Genomic DNA, 23770 nt, shown 5'->3' with positions numbered 1-23770 from the left:
TACGTTCGCGTCTGTCATCAGAAACGCCGCGTCAGTTTTGGTGGAAAACCAAATGGACGTGGTGCTTAATTCGCAGTTTCCGCGCAATGCCGACGGAAGGCACGTTTCAGCATATCAAGCTCATCACGCAGAAGATCGACCTCTGCTCGAATATCCTCTGCCAGAGCTTCGCCAGTGATGACACTAAAGCTGTTCAGCGTTTCACCGCTCTTTGCATCCAAAATAACAAAGGTGTGCACGCCCTCCGCTAGCAAGTTCGCCGGGATCGGAACCTTAACGGTCCAGGAGTTTGCATCATTAGGGATATCGTCTTGCATCACACCTTCGATCTCTTGATCAAGATGCTTCACAGACACCAATGGAATGCCGTCGTAGCCATCGTCGCGGGTCAAACGCCCTTCCCAGACACCTTCGATGATCCGTGTTTTCTCTAATGTCAGCTTACTCACATCGGCTCCTAAATCTGCGTGCGCGGTCGGCGGCTAAAGGTCAGGTCTCGCAATTCGATGCGATTGAACTCTGGTTCCTCGAAGATCAAATCGACCCACATCCGCTCCACACGTTTTTCGTTTAGATCGGTATAAGAAAGATCAAACTCAACCATGACCTCAGAGTCATAAAGAGGCAGTTCGCGGACGATTTGCTCGGTATTCGGGCCATGCATCACATTAAGCCGCGCAGTAATCACGATAGGGCGTTCAAGCTCAACGATCGTGTCCAAGCAAATGAGATGGTTCTGCTTCAGCCCTTCAACCGCCTCCACAGGGAGATCTACAACAAGGCTCAGGAAGCTGCCCTCAAAGGCGAACACATCGAGCTGAATCCCAAAAGGGGCAAGGTCCGTACTTTGCCGATTTCGGACCTGCCGCACTGCAATCTCTGATCTACTGCTGTCGTGAAAAATGGTGGCTTCGCTGCCTATCGAATCCTTGTTGTGAAGCGGCGCCTTCCCCGCAGGTACAAGCGGTAATTTCCACAGAGCAGGACGCCACGCCCAATCAGAATACAAACGTGAATGGATTGCATCAGATCCAATTCGCGGCATCCGAAGCCGCTGTTCTGCGGTGTGGTTCAGTTTGTCAATACGCGCCCGCAGTTGGCTGCCGCGCTTCTTGAGTTTGCGGAGCTTTGACAATCGCATCGATTCAGCGTTGCGCGCCCAGCGGGTCCAATAGGACAGCTCCCTGCGAAAAAACAACTCCGCGAAAAAGTCTCTGAGCCTGTTCTGCATTGGTTTCTGAACGACCTCTGATCTAGAACGATTTGCGCCACCTGCTTTATTCTAAGTAAAGCAGGTGGCGCAAAAGGAACAGTTAAGAAATCCGGAATGCAGCACCTACGCCGCGTTCCGGCAGTCTTATGTCTTAGAGATCGACGTATTGGTGCTTTTCAGCATTGCCACCCGGGTGGGTCACGGCGCCAAGTCGGGTCGAGCCAACGAGTTGCGCGTATTTCCAGAGTGCACCCGATGCATAGATCGTTGGTTTCGGGCCAACCCATTCAGATTTACGCTTGGCCATTTCTTCGTCCGAAACATCAACCGAAATTTCGCCTGTGATCGCGTTGAGCGTGATCATGTCACCGTCTTTGACGAGTGCAATCGGTCCGCCGTGCGCCGCTTCTGGGCCAACGTGACCAACGCAGAAACCACGTGTCGCGCCAGAGAAGCGGCCATCCGTGATAAGCGCAACCTTCTTGCCCATACCCTGACCGGAGAGCGCAGCGGTCGTGGCGAGCATTTCACGCATGCCAGGGCCGCCAGCGGGGCCTTCGTTGCGGATCACGATCACTTCGCCTTCTTTGTAGTCGCGCGCTTTTACAGCGGCGAAGGCATCCTCTTCGCACTCAAACACATGCGCAGGCCCAGTGAAGACCTGCTGATCTTCAGCCATGCCTGCAACCTTAACAATCGCACCTTCTGGCGCGAGGTTGCCCATAAGGCCGACAACGCCACCAGTTTTCGAAAGCGGCTTCTCGACAGGATAGATCACCTTGCCGTCGGCTTCGCCTTCGATCTGGTCAAGCTCTTCGCCAAGTGTCTTGCCCGATGCAGTCATGCAGTCTTCGTGGATAAGACCTGCTTTACGCAGTTCTTTCATCACAACAGGAACGCCGCCTACTTCATAAAGGTCTTTGGCAACGTAGTTCCCGCCGGGCTTCAGATCGACGAAATACGGCGTGTCGCGGAAAATGTCACAAACATCCTGAAGGCTAAATTCGATACCTGCTTCATGAGCGATAGCAGGCAAGTGAAGGCCAGCGTTTGTCGAGCCACCAGTACAAGCCACAACGCGCGCCGCGTTTTCAAGACTCTTGCGAGTCACAACATCACGAGCGCGGATGTTTTTTGCGATGAGGTTCATCACAGCTTCGCCAGAAGCAGAAGCATGCTGGTCACGGCTCTCATAGGGCGCTGGCGCACCAGAGGAGTTCATCAGCGCAAGGCCGATCGCCTCGGACACACAGGCCATAGTGTTTGCAGTAAACTGGCCACCACAAGCGCCCGCAGATGGGCATGCCACTTTTTCGAGCGTCTCAAGGTCAACGTTGGACATAACGCCAGCTTGCTGTTTGCCCACGGCCTCAAACACGTCTTGAACGGTGACGTCATTGCCATCAAGCCGACCCGGAAGGATCGAACCGCCATAAAGGAAAACAGACGGCACATTCAGGCGCACCATCGCCATCATCATACCGGGCAGGGATTTATCGCAACCCGCGAGGCCAACAACCGCGTCATAGCAGTGGCCACGCATCGTCAGCTCAACCGTGTCAGCAATTGCTTCGCGGCTGGCGAGGCTGCTGCGCATACCTTCGTGGCCCATGGCAATACCGTCTGTCACGGTGATCGTTGTGAACTCACGCGGTGTACCACCGCCGGCTTTCACGCCAAGCTTGACCGACTGCGCCTGACGGTTGAGTGCGATGTTACAAGGTGCGGCTTCGTTCCAGCATGTCGCCACGCCAACCCACGGCTGGTGAATCTCTGTCTCGTCCAGACCCATCGCATAGAAATAGGACCGGTGTGGCGCGCGGGATGGCCCTTCCGTCACATGGCGGCTTGGTAATTTTGTTTTGTCAAACTTGCTGGCGGTCATGTCTAGCTTCCTTTTCTTGGTCGCCAATGGGAATATTCGTTCACCGCCTTTTTAACAAGCCGCGATTGCACATTTCAGATGCGGCAGATAGCGTATCGGCAAAAATAGATTTGAGTGTTGATGTCATACGCCCCCCTAAACGGATTTATTGCGCCCGCAAAACCAACCAGCGAGCTATGGCGAACGGTCGTTGGATTCGTCGCGGCCTATGGTTTGGCGATTTTTCTTTCTTCGCTGATTGCACCATCCATCGAGGGGCCGGTGATTTGCGAACGTGGCAATGAAACCTTTGAGTGCTACAGCACCGCTCAGACGCTGACTATTCTCTATGCTTTCGGCTTCATCGCAATTGGCGTGGTGATCGCCACACGTTTTATTCATGGTCGCGCGCCGTTGACGCTGCTGGGTGATCTCACCCAATTGCGCCGTGATTTCTGGATTGCAACGAAAGCGCTACTTTGGCTGACAATCGCGCTGGCCGTTATTCCCTCCGGCCCACCCGTAGAGGATGCAACCGCACGTTTTGTACCAAATGTGCCGTTTTCGCTTTGGCTCCTCCTGCTGCCTGTTTCGCTATGCGCCGTGCTCGTACAGACAAGTGCTGAGGAGATCCTGTTTCGTGGGTATCTGACACAACAGCTTGCGGCCCGGCTTTCATCACCGATGGTCTGGATGGGGTTGCCCGCAATCGTCTTTGCCGTTGGTCATTACAGCCCAAGCATTCATGGAGAGAGCGCTTGGATGGTTGCGCTTTGGGCTGGTGTATTTGCGCTGGTGGCAACCGATTTAACGGCCCGAACCGGCAATCTCGGCGCGGCAATGGCCTTTCATTTTATTAATAACGTCAAAGGCATTCTACTTGTTTCCTTGCCAAATGAAACGGGCGGACTCTCGCTCTTCACCATTCTTGCCGAGCCGACCGAAATTGAAATGACGGGTATACAGCTTGCCATTGAGCTTGGATTTTTGGGAGTCAGCTGGCTTGCAATCCGCGTTGGGCTTCGACGTTGATTGCAATTCATGCTACCATTGATTATTTGAAGGCAAACGCAATGCATCGCGCCCCAACTTGCAGGACAAGCTCAGGATGAACTGGATTTCGAACTACGTTCGCCCCACAATTAACTCATTGTTTTCCCGACGCGAAGTTCCGGAGAACTTGTGGAAGAAGTGCCCCGAATGCGGCACCATGCTGTTCCACCGCGAGTTGGCCGATAACCTGAATGTTTGCTCGTCATGTGATCATCACATGCACATCACGCCGCGCGACCGGTTTGCCGATCTATTCGACGGTGGCATCTTCACCGAAGTCAGCGTACCCGAAGTGATTCATGATCCCCTGCACTTCAAGGATCAGAAAAAGTATCCTGAGCGCCTTAAAGCCGCACAGAAGAAAACCGGCGAGAAAGACGCGATGCTGGTGGCGCAGGGCGAGATGAACCGCACACCGATCGTTGCCGCCTGTCAGGACTTCTCATTTATGGGCGGCTCTATGGGCATGTACGTCGGTAACGCGATCATTGCCGCGGCAGAAACCGCCGTGAAACTCGAACGCCCCCTTATCCTGTTCTCCGCTGCTGGCGGGGCCCGAATGCAGGAAGGTATCCTATCCCTGATGCAAATGCCGCGCACCACTGTTGCGGTTGAGATGCTTAAGGAAGAAGGACTGCCGTTCATCGTTGTATTGACGCATCCAACAACCGGCGGCGTTACAGCATCCTATGCGATGCTTGGAGATATCCACATCGGTGAACCAAACGCCCTTATCGGCTTTGCTGGTACACGTGTGATCGAACAAACCATCCGCGAAAAACTCCCCGAAGGCTTCCAACGATCTGAGTATCTCCTCGACCACGGTATGCTCGACCGCGTGACACACCGCAAAAACCTCAAAGCAGAACTAACGTCGATCACGCGCGCGCTCACGGGGCTTCCTCCTGCGGTAGCGGGCGATCTGCCGAAACCTTCTAAAGCTAAGTCCGAAGCGCCGAAGGCAGAAGAAAAGTGAACCAAAAATCTTCGGACGTCATTCTTGAACGAATGATGTCGTTGCACCCGAAGGTGATCGATCTGACACTTGATCGGATGTGGAGGCTGTTGGAACGGCTCGATAACCCCGAGCGTCGCCTTCCTTCGGTCATTCACATTGCTGGCACCAACGGAAAAGGCAGCACCCAAGCAATGATCCGCGCTGGATTGGAAGGCGCGGGCAAAACTGCCCACGCTTATACCTCGCCACATCTCGCGCGTTTCCATGAACGCATACGGCTTGCTGGGGAGCTCATTTCCGAACCCGCACTTACTGAAATCCTTGACGAGTGTTACGTTGCCAATGGCGACGCCGACATCACGTATTTTGAGATCACAACAGCTGCCGCTCTTCTCGCCTTCGCGCGTACGGATGCAGACTATACCCTTTTGGAAGTCGGGCTTGGCGGGCGTTTGGACGCGACCAATGTTGTCGACAATCCCGTGCTTACAGTCATCACTCCGGTCTCTATCGACCACACGCAATTCCTTGGCGAAACATTGCCGGAAATTGCTGGCGAAAAAGCAGGAATTCTTAAGCGCGGCGTTCCTTGTGTTGTTGGCCGTCAACAAGATGAAGCGCTTGAAGTTATTGAACACAAAGCACATCGTCTTGGCGTTCCCTTAAGCGTTTTCGGTCAGCATTGGCATGTATCCGAGGAGCGCGGGCGACTTATCTATCAAGACGAGACCGGCTTGCTGGATTTGCCATTGCCGACCCTTCCGGGGCACCACCAAATTGAAAACGCCGGGATCGCTATCACAAGCTTGCGCACGCTCGGGTTTGATGAAGCCGCTTGCGAAGCAGCAGTCACAAAGGCAACTTGGCCCGCGCGAATGCAACGTCTAAAAACTGGACCATTGGTTGAGGCCGCTCAGGGCAGCGAGCTGTGGCTAGATGGCGGTCACAATCCAGCGGCAGGTCATGCCATCGCCAAGACGCTCGCCGCTTTGCCAAAACGCCCAACCTATTTGATTTGTGGAATGCTCAACACAAAAGACATCGGCGGGTATCTGCGCCCACTTTCCGGTCATGTTGAGCGTCTGTTTGCCGTTACTATCCCAGGCGAAGCAGCAACACTAACCGCAGAGGAAACCGCCGGTTTTGCTAAAGACGTCGGGATGTCTGCCTCGATCGCATCCAATCCGAAAGACGCTATTCAAAGCATCCTCCAAGATGAACCAAACGCGCGTATTCTAATCTGTGGTTCGCTTTATCTTGCGGGCGCAATCCTGCGAGATAACGGCTAGGCGTCCTTACCCCAGTTCGCGTCCTGCATCTCTCGTAAACGGCTTGCTGTGCGCTCGAACTCGAAGGTTCCCTCACCTTCGACATATAGCATTTCGGGTTGCGCCGCAGCAGAGCAAATCAGCCGTGTTTTAGCCTCGTAGAGCGTATCAATCAGGGTCACAAACCGCTTCGCCTCGTTGAAATTCGACCGTCCAAGCGTGGGAATGTTTTCAAGGATCAGCACCCGAACGGCTTCGGCAATTGCAAGATAGTCCGCGGGGCCAAGGAACTTTCCGCAAAGGTCATAGAACCCCATACGGGCAACGCCATTGTGGAACTTCGCAATCTCGACCGAGCGTGACTTGACGGTTAGCGTAAGATGCTCAGATTCACCCCCTGTCAAGCGCTCCCAGATCCGATCAATCTCTTCGCGCGCCGTTGCATCCAAAGGCGTGAAATAGACCTGCTCGCCGGCAAGACGGTCTTGTCGGTAATCAGTCGCGCTGGCCAATTCAATCACGTCGAGCCGCTCTTTGATGTGCGCGATAAACGGGAGAAACAGATCTCTGTTCAAGCCGTTCTTATAGAGGTCGTCCGGCGGGCGGTTTGACGTAGTAATGATAGCCACACCGGCTTCATCCAGAAGCGCGAAAAGGCGCCCGACAATCATCGCATCCGCAATATCCGTGATCTGCATTTCATCAAGCGCCAAGACTTGCAAACCTTCGGCAACGTCTTTGGCAACGGGCAGCAACGCATCTTCAGCACCCTCTTTTCGGGCGACATGAAGGGCGTTTTGTATTTCCTGCATGAAGGCGTGAAAATGAACGCGCCGAATTCGATCCTCAGGAAGCGATGAGACGAACAAATCCATCAACATCGACTTGCCACGCCCAACACCGCCCCAAAGATACAGGCCACGCGGCGTTTCAGCGCGCTTGCCAAACAACCCCGAGAAAAGCCCTTTGCCTTTCGAATTCTCCAAGACATCGCTTCGAAGCCGCTCCAAATCAGGCAAAATTGCCAGCTGGTTGGGGTCGCTGTGGATTTCTCCGCTTTCAACGCGGGCGGCGTATATGGATTGAATTGTTTGCTCCATGCCTTCCCATAAATCTCCTTGAAGCATAAGAAAAGCTGAACTGTATTGGCACAATAAATGAATTGACGGGTGTGCTTGCGAAGTCGTTTAACGGCATTAGGAGACTTCTATGCAAGACACACGCGCGCCACTGATCACTCCGGTGCTAATAACCGGCTGTATCCTTATCCTCGTAAGCTTTGCGGTACGTGCCAGTTTTGGCGTGTTTCAAATTCCGATTGCCGAAGAATTCGGCTGGGCGCGGGCGGAGTTTTCTCTTGCGATCGCAATTCAGAATCTGGCTTGGGGGATCGGGCAGCCGATATTTGGCGCATTGGCCGAGAAGTTCGGCGATCGACGCGCCATTGTCGCTGGCGCGCTGATTTATGCGGCTGGGCTTGTCGGGAGCGCCTATGCCGTTACACCATTGGCGCATCAAACCCTTGAAATCTTGATCGGATTTGGAGTTGCCGGAACTGGATTTGGCATCATCCTTGCGGTTGTTGGCCGCGCATCCAGTGACGAGAACCGCTCCATGTCTCTGGCTATCGCAACCGCAGCTGGCTCCGCCGGGCAGGTTTTTGGAGCGCCCGTTGCAGAGTACCTTTTACGCTCAATGCCGTGGCAATCGGTATTCATAGTCTTTGCCGTTGCAATTCTGGCCACGCTTCTCTTGCTTCCTTTTATGCGGTCTCCAAAGCCCGCAACTCGGCAGGAATTGGAAGAGAGCCTTGGCGAAGTCCTCGTAAAAGCTGCTCGCGATCCGTCGTTTACTCTTATCTTCCTTGGCTTCTTTTCCTGCGGCTACCAACTGGCGTTCATCACCGCCCACTTCCCCGCGCTCATTACTGAAATGTGTGGGCCTATCGCCGTTGGCGGCACATTACATACGCTCGGTATAACAACGACTTCTGCGCTTGGTGCAATTTCGATTTCGTTGATCGGACTTGCCAATGTTGCGGGCACATTGCTTGCAGGTTGGGCGGGCAAACACTTCACCAAGAAATACCTCCTCGCCGGAATTTACGCCGCTCGCACAATCGTGGCATCGATGTTTATCTTGCTGCCGATCACGCCAACCACCGTTATCATCTTCTCTATCGCAATGGGCAGCCTGTGGCTCGCGACAGTCCCACTAACATCCGGCCTCGTCGCCCACATTTTCGGGCTGCGCTACATGGGTACGCTCTATGGAATCGTCTTCTTCAGCCACCAATTGGGCGGCTTCCTTGGCGTTTGGCTCGGCGGGCGGATGTACGATATCTACGGTGATTACACCGCTGTTTGGTGGATCGGCATCGCGGTCGGTGCGTTTTCCGCGATTGTACATCTCCCCATCAAGGAAAATCGCGTGGTCACTGCCTAAACGACGTTGCGGAGGTATTCCTGCACAATCGGCACAATGTCTTTGCTATTCGTATAGGGCAGCCCATGTCCTGCATCAGCAATAACATCCTGCCTCGCCTCGCGATTGACCTCAGCAAGCCGCCCCATTGCGGAAAGCGGGATTGTGCTGTCATCTTCTGCCCAAATGGCCAAGACAGGAACTTTATGCTCTGCGATCTTGCGGTGTAGATCGAGTTGATCTTGCGAGAGCATATGCCGATAGCTCGACAGTACAGCGGGCAAGTATCCCTGCCCCTGCGCTCTTGGGAGGTTCCAAGGCTTCAGTTCCGGTTTGGCCTCTTGTGCCGCAGCGAGGGGCGCTTCGAAATTGCCAAAAAGCACTCCGCCAAACGTATACATAAGACCGTCGCCGACAACAGGAATATGAATCATCAACCGAACCAGAGGCTTTATCCTCTGGCCTAGCCCCGCACTCGCAACCAAAATAATGCGCTCTACTTTATCAGGGAAGTTCGCGGCATAATCCGTGGCGATCATACCTCCCATTGAGTAACCAACGAGGATCACATCATCGTCAACCTTCTGGTCCTCAATCAGTTCACGGAGCTGCGTTCGGAAGAATTCCGCGTTCTGCTCGCCCTCTGGCCGCGCAGAGAACCCGCGACCATAAAGATCGTACGTCAGGACCCGAAAGCCCATTAGCGCAAATGCTTTGACGAGCGCTGTCCAAACGAATGCTGGCGTGGTGAGCCCGTGAATACAAACGACGTGCCTGCCGGATGACGTTCCCGCCCATTGGTAATGGGTTACGCCATTAGACAGCGTGGCAAACCGCCCAGGTGCCTCTGCGCGCATGGCGCGGGTGATCGGCTGTCTTTGCCGTTCCAGTACAATGGGTACAGTGATGAGAACCACAATCAGCAGAAAAACAGCAAACACCATTCAAGGGCTCCTCGTCACATAAACTACCATCTACCACACAATTGGCGTATCGCCCCCACGCAACAAGGCTATCTTTTGATCTGGACATTTATTGGGCGTAAATCTGCCCGTACAGGGCAGAGCCGAGGCTAGGCGCTAGCCTCTTCGGCATTCAACAAGCCCTGACGAACAAGCTCATCTGCCCATCCTTGAGGCCCCTCAAACAGATGTGCTTGCCAGCCTCTTGCCCTTGCCATGTCGATATTGTCCTGCCTGTCGTCAACAAACAAAAGACCCGCTGGATCGATGCCACAATCCTTTTCGACCATCTCATAGATTTCCGGTTCTGGCTTGATCCGTTTCATGTGACCAGAGATATAGCGGCGATCGAATTCGCCCAAGAACGGATACTTTGTCTCTGCGTAGGCAAAGCTATCAACGCCAAAGTTCGAGAGGGCAAAAACCGGTACGTCCTTTGAACGCAAAGTGCGCAGCAGCTTAACCGAATGCGGGATCGCAGGGCTCGCCATTTCAATCCAGCTATCATACCAGTCGCGAATTTCGGCGCGGAAACTTGGGTGTTTCTCCGCTTCCTCATAGATGCGCTCTTTAAAAGCCGCGCCACGGTCGATCTCGTCATTCATGGCATGTAGGTCCACTGCCTCAAACATCTCACGCCGCCGTTTTTCGCCGATTGTCTTGTCGTAGTGGCGCTCGGGCTGCCATTCGATGAGGACATTACCGATGTCGTAGATTACCGCTTCAACTGGCATTTCAATCCTTTCCAGTTTTGTTCTGTTTTAGCTCTGTCGCTTAAGCGCCTGAAGTTCGCGCTCCAACGCGTTTAGAAAACGGGAGCGATCCGATTTGGCAAATGGCTTTCCGCCACCTTGACGAAATGGGTCAGCCGCGCGCAGGTCCTGCATCAAATCACGGGTTGCCAATTGCGCGCCGATATTCTTTTCCGAGAGTGTTTCTCCATTATGACGAAGCACCCGTGCCTGCGCCTTGATGCACTTATCAGCAAGCGGAATATCATTCGTTATCACGACATCCCCCAAGGTAGCGCGGTCTGCAATCCACATATCGGCCACATCCGGTCCCTCTGGTACAATCACCAGTTCTACAAATGGATTATTCGAAGGCCGCAAACCGCCGTTGCACACCATAAGAACGGGGATCTTGTGCCGCGTCGCAACCTTTTCGATTTCGGCCTTAACGGGGCAAGCATCCGCATCCACGTATATTTTCGTCATGAATAGAGAGCTTCCGCGTGCATTGTTATGTGATCTTCGATGAAGCTCGAGATCATGAAATAGCTGTGGTCATACCCTTTTTGAAGACGGAACCGGCCATCTTGTCTGCGGTCAACCATCGCCGACGCCAAAGCCTCTGGGCGGAGCAAATCCCAAAACTGATCCTCTGTTCCCTGATCGATCAGTACAGGGCCATCAAACCCGCGTTCACGCATCAGCAAACTAGCGTCATGCGTACTCCAATCGGATTTATTCTCACCGATATAAGCGCTCAACTGTTTGATGCCCCAATCAGACTCAGTCGGGTTGGCGATCGGCGCAAACGCCGAAACGGAACGATAACGCTCAGGGAAATTCATCGCCAAGGTTAGCGCACCATGGCCGCCCATCGAATGGCCGGTCAACGCCTGGCGCTCCGCATCAATTGCGAAATTTGCTGCAAGAAGCGCGGGTAACTCATCTGAAATATAGTCCCACATCTGGAAATTCTTTGCCCACGGGTCTCGCGTTGCATTTACATAGAAACCAGCTCCCTGACCAAGGTCATAGGCCTCGTCATTCGGGACACCCTCTCCGCGCGGAGAAGTATCAGGGAAGACCAGTCCAATACCTTGCTCCGCTGCCCAAACTTGCGCTCCGGCTTTTGTCATTGCATTTTCGTGGGTACATGTAAGGCCAGCCAAAAACCACAATAATGGCACGGGGCCGTCCTCTGCTTCCTGAGGCAGAAACAGGCCAAACGTCATGTCAACGCCGCAGGCCGCTGATGGTGCGGAATAAACTCCCTGCACGCCGCCAAAGCACTTGTTTTCAGAAACTGTTTTCATCGCACACCCACCCTGTTTTTGTCTTTCCGTTACCTTTCAGGGCTATCTTGCCACAGGTATCAACGCAAGCAATCGCCTATCGAAACCAGTTATTCACTGATGCGGTGCAGATTCAACTTGCAAACTAAACTGAATAGTTTAGCTATCTGAACTGTTCAGTTTAGTTTCAGGAGAGAACTATGACTTCGCTTGCAAAAACAACCGCCGTAATCCTCTTTGCATCTCTGGCTGCGCCAGCTTTCGCAAATGGCATTCCCTTCAATTTCAGCACAATTACCTTCCCCGCAGATGACAGCGTCAGTACTCGTGGCTGTTCTGATCTGACGACGGCAAGTGCCTGTGAGCAAGACGCCGGATAGCCACAGACCGGCAATTCAAATTGGGTTCGCCTTGCAAAAACTAAACCGAGTGGTTTATCTTTGACGAAGCACTCGCAGGAGAACCCAATGACAGCGCTCACCGACGTGATCAAACGCGGTCGCAAATTCGATCAAGTCCTAGAAGGCGCGAAAACCGTCTTTCTTCGTGATGGTTTCGAAGGCGCCAGCGTTGATGACATTGCGCGGGAAGCTGGCGTCTCTAAGGCCACGCTCTATAGCTATTTTCCAGACAAACGGCTCTTGTTTGCAAAGATCGCAGAGATCGAATGTCTGCGTCAGGCGGAAATTGCAGAGCACGTTGTTGACTTCGCTTCGCCCCCTCGTGCTGTCTTGACAGAAGTCGGAAACAGAGTCCTGTCTTTCGTGACCTCCGATTTCGGCATTGCGATTTTCAAAATCTGTGTATCGGAAAACAGCCGCTTCCCTGCAATCGGCAGGCAATTCTATGAATCCGGTCCTGCTTTGGCCCGCGAAAGGCTATCGACCTATCTGCAAGTTGCTTGCGATCGGGGCGATTTGGAGATCGACGACATCCCCTTTGCCGCAGAGCAATTTCTGGAACTCAACAAATCATTCGTTTTCCCGCGGCTTTTGTGCGGAGTGCAAGCGTCCTTCAACCACGAAGAACGCGACAAGGTTGTGAATGGTGCAGTTGACATGTTCCTCGCGCGTTATGGCGCCCGCAGCGAAGGCTAATCCGCCGCGAGCAATACCTTAATCAGTACAGAACAACCGAACGGATCGACTTGCCTGCATGCATAAGGTCGAACCCTTTGTTGATGTCATCAAGCGGCATAGTGTGCGTGATCATCGGGTCGATCTCGATTTTACCGTCCATATACCAATCAACAATTTTAGGAACGTCAGTACGCCCAGAGGCACCGCCAAACGCCGTACCGCGCCAAACACGGCCTGTTACCAGTTGGAACGGCCGCGTGGAAATTTCTGCGCCCGCTGGAGCAACTCCAATAATCACGCTCTCGCCCCAGCCCTTATGAGCCGATTCAAGCGCTGTGCGCATGACGTCAACATTGCCGGTTGCATCGAACGTATAGTCTGCACCACCACCAGTTAGCTCGACGAGATGGCCAACCAGATCGCCGGACACCTCAGTTGGGTTAACAAAGTCTGTCATACCGAATTGCTTTGCCATCGGGACTTTGGAATCGTTCAGATCAACGCCGACGATCTGATCCGCACCGGCGAGTCGCAGACCTTGAATGACATTTAGGCCAATACCACCAAGACCAAATACAATTGCCCGACTTCCAATCTCGACTTTTGCGGTGTTGATTACTGCGCCAATGCCGGTGGTTACTCCGCAACCGATATAGCAAATCTTGTCAAACGGAGCATCCTTACGAACCTTAGCAAGCGCAATCTCGGGCAGCACCGTGTGATTGGCGAAGGTTGAGCATCCCATATAGTGCAGGATCGGCGTGCCATCGAGCATCGAGAAGCGACTTGTTCCGTCAGGCATCAGGCCTTGGCCCTGTGTGCTGCGGATCGATTGGCACAGGTTGGTCTTGGGATTAAGGCAATACTCACACTCCCGACACTCTGGCGTATAAAGCGGAATAACGTGATCACCCGGCTTCAGGCTTGTTACACCCGGGCCGCATTCCACAACAACGCCTGCGCCTTCGTGACCAAGAATTGCAGGGAACATTCCTTCAGGGTCTGCACCCGACAATGTAAATTCATCAGTATGGCAAATACCAGTTGCCTTGATCTCGACCAACACCTCGCCGGCTTTTGGTCCCTCAAGGTTTACTTCCATAACTTCAAGCGGTTTACCCGCCTCAAGCGCGACAGCAGCACGTGTTCGCATAATTTGATCCTCCAGAATATCTGAGCTCAGCGTCAGGTATTGGAGGCGCGGTTTCAAGCCCGCATCGCAAATTCGAATAAGTTTCTGGAAGAGGGCCAACAAAAAACCCGCCAACCGGCGGGGTTCAGACCTTCGAGCAACCGACTCCGGCGATGTGGAGGTAGGTGGGGGATATTGCCACACCACCGGAGGCAGCGCTTGCTCGCACTTTGTTTCTATGCACGAAACGAGGTCGGAAAGGGGAAGGGTCGCGGCAAAACGAGAACCATTTAAAGGCAATCTTTGGGCAGTGCTTGATTTTCGCCGGACTTGGGCGCAATCTCGAAGAATGACACTAGAACCACCGGCGCAATTTCCCACTCCAAATAACCTGCCTCAGCAGGTGGCGTTCCATAGAACAGAGCTGGCGATAATTCTTTCTCTATATGGGCGCATGGTGGCGGCGGGCGAATGGCGCGATTACGGGATTTCACATCTAAAGGATGTTGCCGTGTTTTCAGTCTTCCGTCGAAGCGCTGAAAACCCTATCTATCGCATCGAAAAACGGCCTAAACTTCGCCAGAAACAAGGGCTTTACGCCATTATCGGTATGGACGGGCAGATTCTAAAACGCGGCCATGATCTGAAAACCGTGCTGCGCATTCTTGACAAAAAACTAATCAGATCAGTCACCTAAGCGCCTAATATCAAGAACTTCGCCAAATTCCTTTGCTCCGATACGCTTACGAGCCTCGGCAAACGCCTCAACTGCGACAGCCATATGATGTGCATTGGCATGGATCAGCCTTGCTTCATCTAGCATCATACCAACATGGCCCTTCCAGAACACAAGATCGCCGCGTCTCATAGCTTCTTCGCCTAAGACAGAGTGGCCTAACGCCATTTGCTGATCACTATCTCGCGGACAGTTTAGGCCAGATTGCATCAAGGCCATTTGAACCAAACCAGAGCAATCAATGCCGAATGCACTTGAACCGCCCCAAAGATAGGGCGTTCCGAGCAGTTGGCCGGCGACGCTGGCAGGGTCATCGTTTACGCTCTTAACTTGGCGAATATGCTGAAGCGGGATGTATGCGCCACTGGCAAGCTGCGCAAAACCACCCTCCTCTGACAGAACAGAGAGCATCGAGCCCAGTGATAGCGTTGCGACTTCTTTCTGCTTCATATCCGGCTTTGGATAGAGATGCGTCGCACGCGCGCAAACTGAATGTGTCGCTTCACTTATTGGGCCGAGGTTATCCGCTTCGACGTAGCCAACATAACCATCTTTGCGCGTTCGGCCGAAGCTCCAGCCATGCATCGTTTCAAGAACTTCAAATTGTTCGCCATAAAGCAATTGTGTGTCGCGGGCACCGCCGGAACTTGCACAAACATCAGCTATGGTAACACGGCATTGCCGCAAGATCGGTGTTTGTACGGTCGCAGCTTCAGGAGCGTCTTCTGCATCAGGATGCGCAACACGCTCGTTCGCGAAATACCCCCGCCGATCCACTACAGATCCAACAGTTTTGGGAGCGCCTCAAGCAAAGCACGTGTTCCTTGCCCCACGCCACCAACTGGCCGCGCCGGAGCCGATTTTGGCTGCCACCCATAAATATCAAAATGCATGTACCGCGCATTCTCGGTCACGAAGCGGCGCAAAAACAAAGCCGCAGTAATCGAACCCGCAAAGCCGCCTTTGGGAGCGTTATCCAAATCCGCGATCGACGGTTCGATCATTGCCTCATACGGGTCATGAAACGGCATACGCCAAACAGGGTCCGCAACCGTTGTTGCCGCTTCTTCGAGAGCTGACGCATCTGACTGAGCATCCACATAATATGGCGCTAAGTCCGGACCAACCGCGACCCGTGCGGCGCCCGTGAGCGTTGCCATAGATACGATAAGGTCAGTTTCTTCCTCGTCCGCCAAGGCCAGCGCATCGGCAAGTACAAGTCGTCCTTCTGCATCGGTATTGTTGATTTCTACGGTCAGGCCCTTGCGCGAAGTAAGCACGTCTTGCGGCCGGAACGCCGAGCCATCAATTGCATTTTCCACTGCCGGAACCAGAACCCTAAGCTGTATCGGCAGGCCGAGTGACATTATCATATGTGCAAGTCCGAGCACCGCCGCTGAGCCGCCCATGTCTTTCTTCATAAGTCCCATTGAAGCGCCTGGTTTGATGTTTAGCCCGCCGGTATCAAAGCACACCCCCTTACCAACAAGAGTAAGTTTCGGCCCTTTTGATCCCCACCGCATCTCTAGCAAACGCGGCTCCTGAGCAGACGCGCGGCCGACCGTATGGATCATCGGAAAATTCTGATCGAGCAAGTCTTGCCCAACACGCACCACTGTTTCTGCGCCGTGTTGTGCCGCAAGCGTTTCAAACGCTTCTTGCAGTTGGGGCGGCCCCATATCAGAGGTCGGTGTATTAATAAGGTCTCGGGTTAAGGCTTCGCCTGCTGCAATCGCCTCAAGCTTAGCCGCATCGCAATTTGCGGGCGCAACGATCGATGCTTTGTGAGCAGGACGGGTTTTATAGCGATCAAAACTGTAGCCAGATAGCAACCAACCCAGAAGTTCCGTCTCTAGATCGAAACTCGCAGGAAAAGTTTCGAGCTTATACTTCCCTTCCGGCAGCACCGCGGCGACCGTAGCGAGATGAAACCGCCCTCTTTTTCGGACAGTTTCATTTCCGTACCCGGCAATGACAGAGTCAATGCCACCATCCGCGTTTGGAACAATTACGAAATGCCCCAGCCCTGCACGAAACTCCTGTGAAGCCACCCAGTTCCGCGCACTTCCAGACAGGCCCTCAACAAAGTTGGAAAGCCCGTCAGATTCTACAACGTGGATTGGAGTAGCGTTTGTTTTGTTTTGCGCAAATTTGAGAGTCATTTCGAGCCTGTGGATTGATCAATTCAATCCACAGACTACCGCGCCTACGCCGAGCCGCAAGCCAAAGCGCCTAACCGCTCAAGTTTTGTGTATTCCAAACAGCTGAAAGCGAACGATCACCCATACGCAGAAGCCGCGCGACTGTTGCCGCCGTCGCTGTCTTGTCTTCGGTCCGCGCAGTCACAGAAACATGTCGCGCAACTTGCGCCAGACCGTTAAGGCCGATCTGCTCTGCAATTGCGATAAGGCTACGCGCGCCCTTGCTGACGGCCTGATATTCACCCTGCCAAAAGCTTTTCTCTATTTTAGTGAGCCTTGCTGCCAGCTCTTCCATAGCGCGACAAACTACATCCGCAGCTCCACGATTGCCCAACTGATTGAACAACTCCGTCAGCCTCTCTGGATTAAGTCGTACGTCCTCATCGGGTCGAATATCGACTGTTTCCACCAAAACCACACCCTCCGGTTATTTCTTTCTGCCCCCACGGCGATTACAATTTTGCGCCACGATCCTTATAAAGCCTTTACGACGGCGTCAGATTTCTCTCGAATTTCTGACAAATGCGCCCTAGAACGTACAAGACGACGGATACAGGAGCTCTTATGAAACACGCGATGCCTTTGCCTTCATATCTTGTTAAGCGGTACAATGGGTGGAAAGCCACCACATATGCCGAAAACAGCGTTTGGTATCAAAGACTTGCCGACGAGGGTCAAAGACCGCGTGCGATGATTATCTCTTGTTGTGATAGTCGGGTCCATGTGACTTCGATCTTTGGAGCCGACCAAGGCGAATTCTTCATTCACCGTAATATTGCTAACTTGGTGCCACCTTGTAAGCCTGATGGCGATATTCACGGAACCTCCGCTGCGATTGAATATGCGGTTACCGCGCTACACGTTACCAACCTCGTTGTGCTTGGGCACTCTGGGTGTGGTGGTGTGAAGGGTTGCCACGATATGTGTTCTGGTAAAGCTCCGGAATTGGAAGAGAAATCAAGCTTTGTCGGTCGTTGGATGGATATCCTTCGTCCTGGGTTTGAGCGCGTCTCTCAGCTAGAACAAGAAACAGATCGGGTTCGTGCGCTTGAGAAAGAAGCTGTGCTTGTTTCGCTCGAAAACTTGATGTCGTTCCCATTTGTTAAAGATGCCGTTGATCAGCAGAAGCTTAGTTTGCATGGACTTTGGCACGATATCGGCAAAGGCGGGCTGGAGTATTACAATAAAGATACCGGTGAATTTGCCTCGGTATAATGTAATCTTCCGACGCCCGCGTCTTAACCAACTCGTAAAACACAAACCGTCGCTTACACTTAGCGTAGTTTAGGCGGCGATATTCGTATCCAGTTCAGCAGCTACAGGTGCTGGTACTTCGATGCTGTCGTCAACTTTGGACTGACGGTTGGAAAAGAACATTGCCAGAGATTTGCGGCGAGCGCGATTTTCTTCACGCTTTGCGAGTGCGTCTTTGCGGCCTTGGCGAGCTTTTTCTTGAAGGTTAGCGAATGTCATCTTGTATCTCCTAGAGTTGATCATTGGTTCAAGTTCGGGATTTTTCTTGCTAAACCAGTGTTACTCAGGACTAGACATTTTTCGAGAACTCAGAGGGATAATCCCGATCCCTTTTGGGCAACTCGAATAAGCTAACGGTATAGTCCGGATTTGAAATTGTCCACAATTATGGCGGGATCATCACAATTGAGACACAATTATGGCGATTAATTCGCAAAGAAAACACAGGCTTGCCATAATGCCCAATATTCTTAAAAAACCATTAATTAACAACAGGTTAACTCGTTGGGCTTACCTGCGACAATCCGTCCAACAGCTCGGTCAATAAAAAATTCATTTCGACCCTGTTTTCGGCCGGAAATCGCGCGAGAATCCGGGCTTGAGTTGCCACATGTTCGGTCACGACTCGGTCGATTCTGGCGAATCCCGAGGGGGTGATTCTCACCACAACACTCCGACCGTCTTTCGGGTTTTTGACCCGTTCAACGAGGTCCATCTTCACCAGCTGATCGATACGGTTGGTCAGTGTTCCGGAGGAAATCATCATATTCGCCAACAGCTCGTTCGGCGTCAGACTGTAGGGTTCCCCTGCCCTTCGCAACGTCGCCAACACATCGAAGGTCGCGCCGTTAAGATCATATTTTGCAAAGGTTTTTCCCATTTCAGCAGAGAAAATCGCGGCGATCCTGCTCAGTCGCCCGATTAAGATCATCGGCTCTACATCCAGGTCTGGTCGTTCTCGGCGCCACTGCGCGGCAATTCGGTCAATATCATCCATGCATCGATTATTTCTTGTATTTATCTCGAGGTCAAACTATATCCATTTATCTCGACGTAGAGATATTTGGGGACACGATGCAAAATCCTTTTCAACACCCGCGGTGGATCACAGTTCTGGCGGCGCTTGCACCTATCATCTGGGGCAGCAGCTACTTGGTAACGACGGAATTCCTCCAAGACGTGCACCCCGCAAGCATCGCCTTATTGCGCGCACTCCCCGCCGGCGTGGTCCTACTTGCCATCGTCCGTAAAGTACCGACCGGGGTCTGGCTCTGGAGAATGCTAATTCTCGGTGCTCTCAACTTCTCGTTCTTTTGGACCTGCCTGTTCTTTACAGCGCAACTTCTTCCTGGCGGGGTCGCTGCGACTTTAGGTGCCGTTCAAGCTCTGTTCGTCATTCTCGCCGCGCGCCTCATCATCAACGAACCGATCAAGGCTTATGCGCTTGTCGCAAGCTTCGTCGGGATTACAGGCGTTGCGCTCATCGTCCTATCGCCCAACGCAGAGGCAAATACCCTTGGCGTAGCAGCAGGCGTACTCGGCGCCCTATCGATGGCACTAGGGACGGTGCTAACCCGCAAATGGAAGCCGCCTGTATCAAACCTGACTTTCACGGCATGGCAATTAACTGCAGGTGGGCTCTTACTGGCGCCATTATCCATTTGGATCGAGGGCGGCTTGCCATCTCTGAGCCACACGAACCTCGTTGGCATAGGTTATCTTTGCTTTGTTGGCGCCGCACTTTCCTATGTTCTTTGGTTTCAGGGGATCGAAGTCATCCCACCGGCAGCAATTTCTGTACTTGGCTTTCTTAGTCCAGTTTCGGCGGTTGCCTTGGGGTGGGTCGTCCTTGGCCAGAACTTAACATTCGTTCAAATCACCGGTGTCGCGCTCGTATTGGTAAGTATCGTTGCCGCACAGAGGCCGCCTGTACCCAAACGAAAAAGGCCCCGCGTGGTTGCGAGGCCTTTAAAATCTTAGGTGAAAGGGAGTTTATCCCTTTTGCAAGACGCGACGGCCGTAAAGCTCGGCGATCTGAACCGCGTTCAATGCAGCACCTTTGCGGAGGTTGTCGGACACGCACCAGAGGTTGATGCCGTTGTCGATTGTGCTGTCTTGGCGGATACGCGAAATGAATGTCGCGAAATCGCCAACACATTCAACCGGCGTCACATAGCCACCATCTTCGCGCTTATCGACAACCATAATACCTGGTGCTTCACGAAGAATATCGCGGACTTCGTCTTCGTCGATGAAATCCTCAAACTCAATATTGAGTGCTTCGGAGTGGCCCACGAACACAGGAACGCGCACGCAAGTTGCAGTTACCTTGATGGCTGGGTCGATGATCTTCTTAGTCTCCGCAACCATCTTCCACTCTTCCTTGGTGGAACCGTCTTCAAGGAAAACGTCGATATGCGGGATCACGTTGAAGGCAATCTGCTTCGGATAAACTTTGGGCTCAACTTCCTGACCCGGCACATACATGCCTTTTGTCTGGTTCCAAAGCTCATCAATTGCATCTTTGCCCGAGCCGGACACCGACTGATAAGTCGACACAACAACGCGTTTGATCTTTGCGCGGTCATGCAGCGGCTTAAGCGCAACAACCATCTGAGCAGTCGAGCAGTTCGGGTTCGCGATGATCATCTTGTTGCGATATTCGTCAATCGCATCAGGGTTCACTTCTGGAACAATCAGAGGGATTTGCGGGTCGTAGCGATAGAGCGACGAGTTATCGATCACCAAACATCCAGATGCCGCCGCTTTGGGCGCATAAGTCTTGGTTGCTTCGGAGCCGACAGCAAAGAGCGCAATATCCCAACCTTCAAAATCGAACGTGTCGAGATCCTTCGTCTTGAGCGTCGTGTCGCCAAAGCTCACCTCCGTACCAAGAGATTTGCGGCTTGCAAGCACAGCAATCTCATCTACAGGGAACTGACGCTCGGCCAGAATGTTTAGCATTTCGCGGCCAACATTTCCGGTCGCGCCGACGACGACGATTTTATAGCCCATGAGGGACTCCTTCGTTTGAGTCATGAAAGACGCGGCCTCATAACGCACTAGCGCCTTAGGTTAAAGGGGCTTGGCGCAATTTTTATAGCCTGCGCAATTGAGCGCCCCGTAGGCCGCTCGATATGTTCTTGTGAATTTGGCCTAGCGGAACAAAAGCATAGGCAGGTGACAGGAACGGATCATCTCCGATGTGGTGGAACCAATAAACAGATTCCGGAACCGAGAATGGCGGTATGCCCCCATCAAAAGCATCTCTACGCCTTGCGTACCAATCGCCTCTTGGATCGCGACCTCCGGTTGCTCGTCACGCAATTGCGCATCAACCGTATATCCCGCCTTTTCGAGCTCTGCCTTGCCCTTCTCAAGTGTGGCGCGGTTGGCTTCGGTATCTGTTCCTGCGAACAGAAGAAGACATTCCAGACCGGCAAAAACCTTGCTCTGCGCCACATGCTTAAGAGCTTTCTCCGCGCTGGCGCTGCCATCATAAGCGATCATAAACTTGTTGATCGGACGGAACTCTCGTGTGGTCACAAGGACAGGTTTGGTTGATGCCCGTACTGCGCGCTCAAGGTTGGAGCCGAGGTGCATTTTGGCAAAATCCGCCGCTTCGCCACGCTTTCCAACGATAACGACATCCGCGTCCGCTTCTTCCTTGCGCATCTCTTCGACAAGATCACCGTTGCGAAGGCGTGTCACAACTTCGGTCACGCCATCTTCGCGGATGCGCTTCTCGGCGTCCTCTAGGATCGCGCGGCCATGCTCCATGCTAAGCTTGGCTTTCTTGGCATCCAGATCGGCCAGTTCTTCCATCAGCTTGCTACGCGCGCCGAGGCCGATGTTGCCAGAAAGGTTGCTTGTGGACCCTTCGCGGCGCCCGATGACATGCAGCAACTCCACAGTGGAGCCCTTGCGCAGTGCCACCCAAGCAGCATGATCACAAACGCTTTCCGAATAAACGGAGCCGTCGACAAGTGCGATAATCTTAGACATCTTCTGCCTCCCTAGTGGCCCATCAAGCGCTCAAGCGCGCCGGGTTTGTCATGTTCCGCCAAACGCCCCATCAGGGTTTCGCTCGCTTCGTTCATGCCGATAATCTCGACATCTGCGCCTTCACGGCGGAACTTGAGCACTACCATATCCAAAGCGCCGACCGATGAAATATCCCAAATGTGCGCGCGGCTGACGTCAATTGTCACACGGTCGAGCGCCTCGCCAAAGTCAAATGCAGAGGAAAGGTCCGGCGCCGTGGCAAAGAAAAGCTGCCCTTCGACCAGATAATCACGCGCGCGGCCATCCCCAGAAAGCTTGGACGTCACGCGGAACACAGCCGCGATTTTCCAAGCAAAGAAGATACCCGACAGCAGCACGCCCGTCAGTACGCCAAGCGCGAGGTTGTGGGTGTAGACGGTGACGACCACAGTCGCGACCATAACAATCGAGCTTGCTTTGGGGTGCTCGCGCAGGTTCTTGAGGCTCGACCAGCTGAATGTCCCGATGGACACCATGATCATAATCGCCACAAGCGCAGGCATTGGAATTTTTGCAACCCAATCGCCAAGAACAACGATCAGGAACAGGAGAAATACACCAGCCGCGAAACAAGAAAGCCGTCCGCGACCACCAGATTTCACGTTGATCATAGACTGACCGATCATCGCACAACCCGCCATACCGCCGATAAAACCGGTCGCAGTATTGGCAAGCCCTTGGCCGATACACTCTTGGTTCTTATCGCTTACGGTGTCTGTGAGATCGTCAACCAACTGCGCTGTCATCAGGCTCTCGAGTAGGCCAACAACAGCAATCGCCGCTGACACAGGCAGGATGATTTGAAGCGTTTCAAAATTGAGCGGAATGTCAGGGATCAGGAACACTGGAAGGGTATCTGGAAGAGCTCCCATATCGCCCACAGTACGCACGTCGATATCAAGCACCAGCGCAAGCGTTGTCAGAACAACAATGGTAACCAGCGGCGAGGGAACTGCTGTTGTGATGTAGGGGAACAGGTAAATAATCGCCAATCCGCCCGCGACCATGATGTAGGTCATTGTGTTCACGCCGAGGGTCGCCGGATTAAGCTCTGGCAATTGAGCAAGAAAAATAAGGATCGCAAGCGCGTTCACGAAGCCCGTCATCACCGAGCGGGAGACAAACCGCATCACGCTTCCGAGTTTCAAGAAACCAGCGAGAATTTGCAGAAGTCCAGCTAGAACCGTTGCGGCCAGAAGATATTGAAGCCCGTGATCTTTCACGAGCGTGACCATAAGAACCGCTGTCGCCGCTGTTGCCGCCGAGATCATCCCAGGGCGTCCGCCCGTCAGCGCCGTAATCACCGCAATAGAGAAACTCGCGTAGAGTCCAACTTTGGGATCAACGCCCGCAATGATCGAAAACGCAATCGCTTCGGGAATAAGGGCAAGGGCAACAACAAGGCCCGCCATCAGATCAGGGCGAACATTGCCGAGCCAGTCTCGGCGCGCGTTGGTCATGAAGTCAGCGGTCATTAGTCTCTCCGGCCTTTGCGGGCCGTATCGGCCCTGTTCTCGCGTATCGGAGAGCCAATAGCGATGCACAGCCCGTAATTCTAG

Annotated in this window: 26 protein-coding genes; 9 read left to right on the top strand and 17 right to left on the bottom strand. The window is 53.2% G+C overall.

Translation table 11 applies throughout. From position 1 onward, the window contains the following. Nucleotides 1-65 precede the first annotated feature (65 nt). The 3 genes from N9C89_RS15040 to ilvD all read right to left on the bottom strand — a co-directional run bounded on the left by N9C89_RS15040 (nt 66) and on the right by ilvD (nt 3098). Nucleotides 66-449, bottom strand: coding sequence for a hypothetical protein (locus N9C89_RS15040; RefSeq protein ID WP_263954833.1), 384 nt, complete (start codon nt 447-449; stop codon nt 66-68). 8 nt (nt 450-457) lie between these two features. Further along, a complete protein-coding gene (locus N9C89_RS15035; protein WP_263954832.1) occupies nt 458-1231 on the bottom strand; it encodes a DUF6478 family protein in 774 nt (257 codons plus the stop codon). Nucleotides 1232-1364: 133 nt separating this feature from the next. Next, entirely contained in the window at nt 1365-3098 is a 1734-nt protein-coding gene (gene ilvD, locus N9C89_RS15030; protein ID WP_263954830.1) for a dihydroxy-acid dehydratase, read from the bottom strand. A 120-nt stretch (nt 3099-3218) separates the two neighbouring features. Between ilvD and N9C89_RS15025 the strand changes: the two genes are divergently transcribed. From N9C89_RS15025 to N9C89_RS15015, 3 genes are all read left to right on the top strand, one after another. After that, nucleotides 3219-4109, top strand: a complete 891-nt coding sequence (locus N9C89_RS15025; RefSeq protein WP_263954829.1) for a CPBP family intramembrane glutamic endopeptidase — start codon at nt 3219-3221, stop codon at nt 4107-4109. A 76-nt stretch (nt 4110-4185) separates the two neighbouring features. Then, nucleotides 4186-5106, top strand: coding sequence for an acetyl-CoA carboxylase, carboxyltransferase subunit beta (gene accD / locus N9C89_RS15020; protein ID WP_263954828.1), 921 nt, complete (start codon nt 4186-4188; stop codon nt 5104-5106). A 32-nt stretch (nt 5107-5138) separates the two neighbouring features. Beyond that, complete coding sequence (locus N9C89_RS15015) at nt 5139-6377, top strand: bifunctional folylpolyglutamate synthase/dihydrofolate synthase (RefSeq protein ID WP_394358519.1); 1239 nt, start codon at nt 5139-5141, stop codon at nt 6375-6377. Here N9C89_RS15015 and zapE read toward each other — a convergent pair. Beyond that, nucleotides 6374-7456 carry a cell division protein ZapE gene (gene zapE, locus N9C89_RS15010; RefSeq protein ID WP_263954826.1) on the bottom strand — a complete coding sequence of 361 codons (1083 nt, stop codon included), beginning with the start codon at nt 7454-7456 and terminating at the stop codon, nt 6374-6376. The two genes, N9C89_RS15015 and zapE, sit on opposite strands and share 4 nt — an antisense overlap. 109 nt (nt 7457-7565) lie before the next feature. Between zapE and N9C89_RS15005 the strand changes: the two genes are divergently transcribed. Beyond that, the gene (locus N9C89_RS15005) at nt 7566-8801 is read left to right on the top strand and encodes an MFS transporter (protein WP_263954825.1); all 1236 of its coding nucleotides are present in this window, start codon (nt 7566-7568) and stop codon (nt 8799-8801) included. Here the strand turns inward: N9C89_RS15005 and N9C89_RS15000 are convergent. The 4 genes from N9C89_RS15000 to fghA form a co-directional block, all read right to left on the bottom strand. Next, nucleotides 8798-9724 carry an alpha/beta fold hydrolase gene (locus N9C89_RS15000; protein ID WP_263954824.1) on the bottom strand — a complete coding sequence of 309 codons (927 nt, stop codon included), beginning with the start codon at nt 9722-9724 and terminating at the stop codon, nt 8798-8800. The two genes, N9C89_RS15005 and N9C89_RS15000, sit on opposite strands and share 4 nt — an antisense overlap. Before the next feature lie 128 nt (nt 9725-9852). Continuing rightward, the gene (locus N9C89_RS14995; RefSeq protein WP_263954822.1) at nt 9853-10476 is read right to left on the bottom strand and encodes an HAD family hydrolase; all 624 of its coding nucleotides are present in this window, start codon (nt 10474-10476) and stop codon (nt 9853-9855) included. Nucleotides 10477-10503: 27 nt separating this feature from the next. Next, nucleotides 10504-10959: a YaiI/YqxD family protein gene (locus N9C89_RS14990; RefSeq protein ID WP_263954821.1), complete on the bottom strand. Its 456-nt coding sequence runs from the start codon at nt 10957-10959 to the stop codon at nt 10504-10506. Continuing rightward, nucleotides 10956-11786 (bottom strand): S-formylglutathione hydrolase, encoded by an 831-nt coding sequence (gene fghA, locus N9C89_RS14985; RefSeq protein WP_263954819.1) that lies wholly within the window; start codon nt 11784-11786, stop codon nt 10956-10958. Before fghA ends, N9C89_RS14990 begins: the two co-directional genes overlap by 4 nt. 179 nt (nt 11787-11965) lie before the next feature. Here fghA and N9C89_RS14980 point away from each other — a divergent pair, with 179 nt between their 5' ends. Together N9C89_RS14980 and N9C89_RS14975 are read left to right on the top strand one after the other, a co-directional pair. Next, nucleotides 11966-12145, top strand: coding sequence for a hypothetical protein (locus N9C89_RS14980; RefSeq protein WP_263954818.1), 180 nt, complete (start codon nt 11966-11968; stop codon nt 12143-12145). An 87-nt stretch (nt 12146-12232) separates the two neighbouring features. Beyond that, nucleotides 12233-12862 (top strand): TetR/AcrR family transcriptional regulator, encoded by a 630-nt coding sequence (locus N9C89_RS14975; protein WP_263954817.1) that lies wholly within the window; start codon nt 12233-12235, stop codon nt 12860-12862. Nucleotides 12863-12884: 22 nt separating this feature from the next. Here N9C89_RS14975 and N9C89_RS14970 read toward each other — a convergent pair whose 3' ends face one another. After that, nucleotides 12885-13997 (bottom strand): S-(hydroxymethyl)glutathione dehydrogenase/class III alcohol dehydrogenase, encoded by a 1113-nt coding sequence (locus N9C89_RS14970; RefSeq protein WP_263954816.1) that lies wholly within the window; start codon nt 13995-13997, stop codon nt 12885-12887. A gap of 328 nt (nt 13998-14325) precedes the next feature. Here N9C89_RS14970 and N9C89_RS14965 point away from each other — a divergent pair, with 328 nt between their 5' ends. After that, the gene (locus N9C89_RS14965) at nt 14326-14673 is read left to right on the top strand and encodes a DUF2794 domain-containing protein (protein ID WP_263954815.1); all 348 of its coding nucleotides are present in this window, start codon (nt 14326-14328) and stop codon (nt 14671-14673) included. On the opposite strand, the gene N9C89_RS14960 is transcribed toward N9C89_RS14965, so the two are convergent. The 3 genes from N9C89_RS14960 to N9C89_RS14950 all read right to left on the bottom strand — a co-directional run bounded on the left by N9C89_RS14960 (nt 14662) and on the right by N9C89_RS14950 (nt 17322). Further along, the gene (locus N9C89_RS14960; protein WP_263954814.1) at nt 14662-15489 is read right to left on the bottom strand and encodes a C40 family peptidase; all 828 of its coding nucleotides are present in this window, start codon (nt 15487-15489) and stop codon (nt 14662-14664) included. The two genes, N9C89_RS14965 and N9C89_RS14960, sit on opposite strands and share 12 nt — an antisense overlap. Further along, nucleotides 15489-16874 (bottom strand): leucyl aminopeptidase family protein, encoded by a 1386-nt coding sequence (locus tag N9C89_RS14955; protein WP_263954812.1) that lies wholly within the window; start codon nt 16872-16874, stop codon nt 15489-15491. Before N9C89_RS14955 ends, N9C89_RS14960 begins: the two co-directional genes overlap by 1 nt. A 70-nt stretch (nt 16875-16944) precedes the next feature. Further along, complete coding sequence (locus tag N9C89_RS14950; protein WP_263954811.1) at nt 16945-17322, bottom strand: hypothetical protein; 378 nt, start codon at nt 17320-17322, stop codon at nt 16945-16947. Nucleotides 17323-17477: 155 nt separating this feature from the next. On the opposite strand from N9C89_RS14950, the gene N9C89_RS14945 reads away from it, so the two are divergent. After that, entirely contained in the window at nt 17478-18128 is a 651-nt protein-coding gene (locus tag N9C89_RS14945; protein ID WP_263954810.1) for a carbonic anhydrase, read from the top strand. Between the two features lie 69 nt (nt 18129-18197). On the opposite strand, the gene N9C89_RS14940 is transcribed toward N9C89_RS14945, so the two are convergent. Continuing rightward, nucleotides 18198-18386, bottom strand: coding sequence for a hypothetical protein (locus N9C89_RS14940; RefSeq protein ID WP_263954809.1), 189 nt, complete (start codon nt 18384-18386; stop codon nt 18198-18200). Between the two features lie 277 nt (nt 18387-18663). After that, entirely contained in the window at nt 18664-19164 is a 501-nt protein-coding gene (locus tag N9C89_RS14935) for a MarR family winged helix-turn-helix transcriptional regulator (RefSeq protein ID WP_263954808.1), read from the bottom strand. Nucleotides 19165-19241: 77 nt separating this feature from the next. On the opposite strand from N9C89_RS14935, the gene N9C89_RS14930 reads away from it, so the two are divergent. Continuing rightward, nucleotides 19242-20147: a DMT family transporter gene (locus N9C89_RS14930; RefSeq protein ID WP_263954807.1), complete on the top strand. Its 906-nt coding sequence runs from the start codon at nt 19242-19244 to the stop codon at nt 20145-20147. A gap of 12 nt (nt 20148-20159) precedes the next feature. Here the strand turns inward: N9C89_RS14930 and N9C89_RS14925 are convergent, their stop codons facing one another. The 3 genes from N9C89_RS14925 to N9C89_RS14915 all read right to left on the bottom strand — a co-directional run bounded on the left by N9C89_RS14925 (nt 20160) and on the right by N9C89_RS14915 (nt 23671). Continuing rightward, a complete protein-coding gene (locus N9C89_RS14925; protein WP_263954806.1) occupies nt 20160-21182 on the bottom strand; it encodes an aspartate-semialdehyde dehydrogenase in 1023 nt (340 codons plus the stop codon). A gap of 141 nt (nt 21183-21323) precedes the next feature. After that, nucleotides 21324-22172 carry a universal stress protein gene (locus N9C89_RS14920; RefSeq protein WP_263954805.1) on the bottom strand — a complete coding sequence of 283 codons (849 nt, stop codon included), beginning with the start codon at nt 22170-22172 and terminating at the stop codon, nt 21324-21326. A gap of 11 nt (nt 22173-22183) precedes the next feature. Beyond that, a complete protein-coding gene (locus N9C89_RS14915) occupies nt 22184-23671 on the bottom strand; it encodes a SulP family inorganic anion transporter (RefSeq protein ID WP_263954887.1) in 1488 nt (495 codons plus the stop codon). Nucleotides 23672-23770: the final 99 nt, after the last annotated feature.

It is taken from the genome of Halocynthiibacter sp. SDUM655004, assembly GCF_026015885.1.
Lineage (GTDB): Bacteria > Pseudomonadota > Alphaproteobacteria > Rhodobacterales > Rhodobacteraceae > Falsihalocynthiibacter > Falsihalocynthiibacter halioticoli.
Note: the sequence above shows the minus strand (reverse complement) of the source record. Positions and strands in the feature narration are given on the sequence as shown.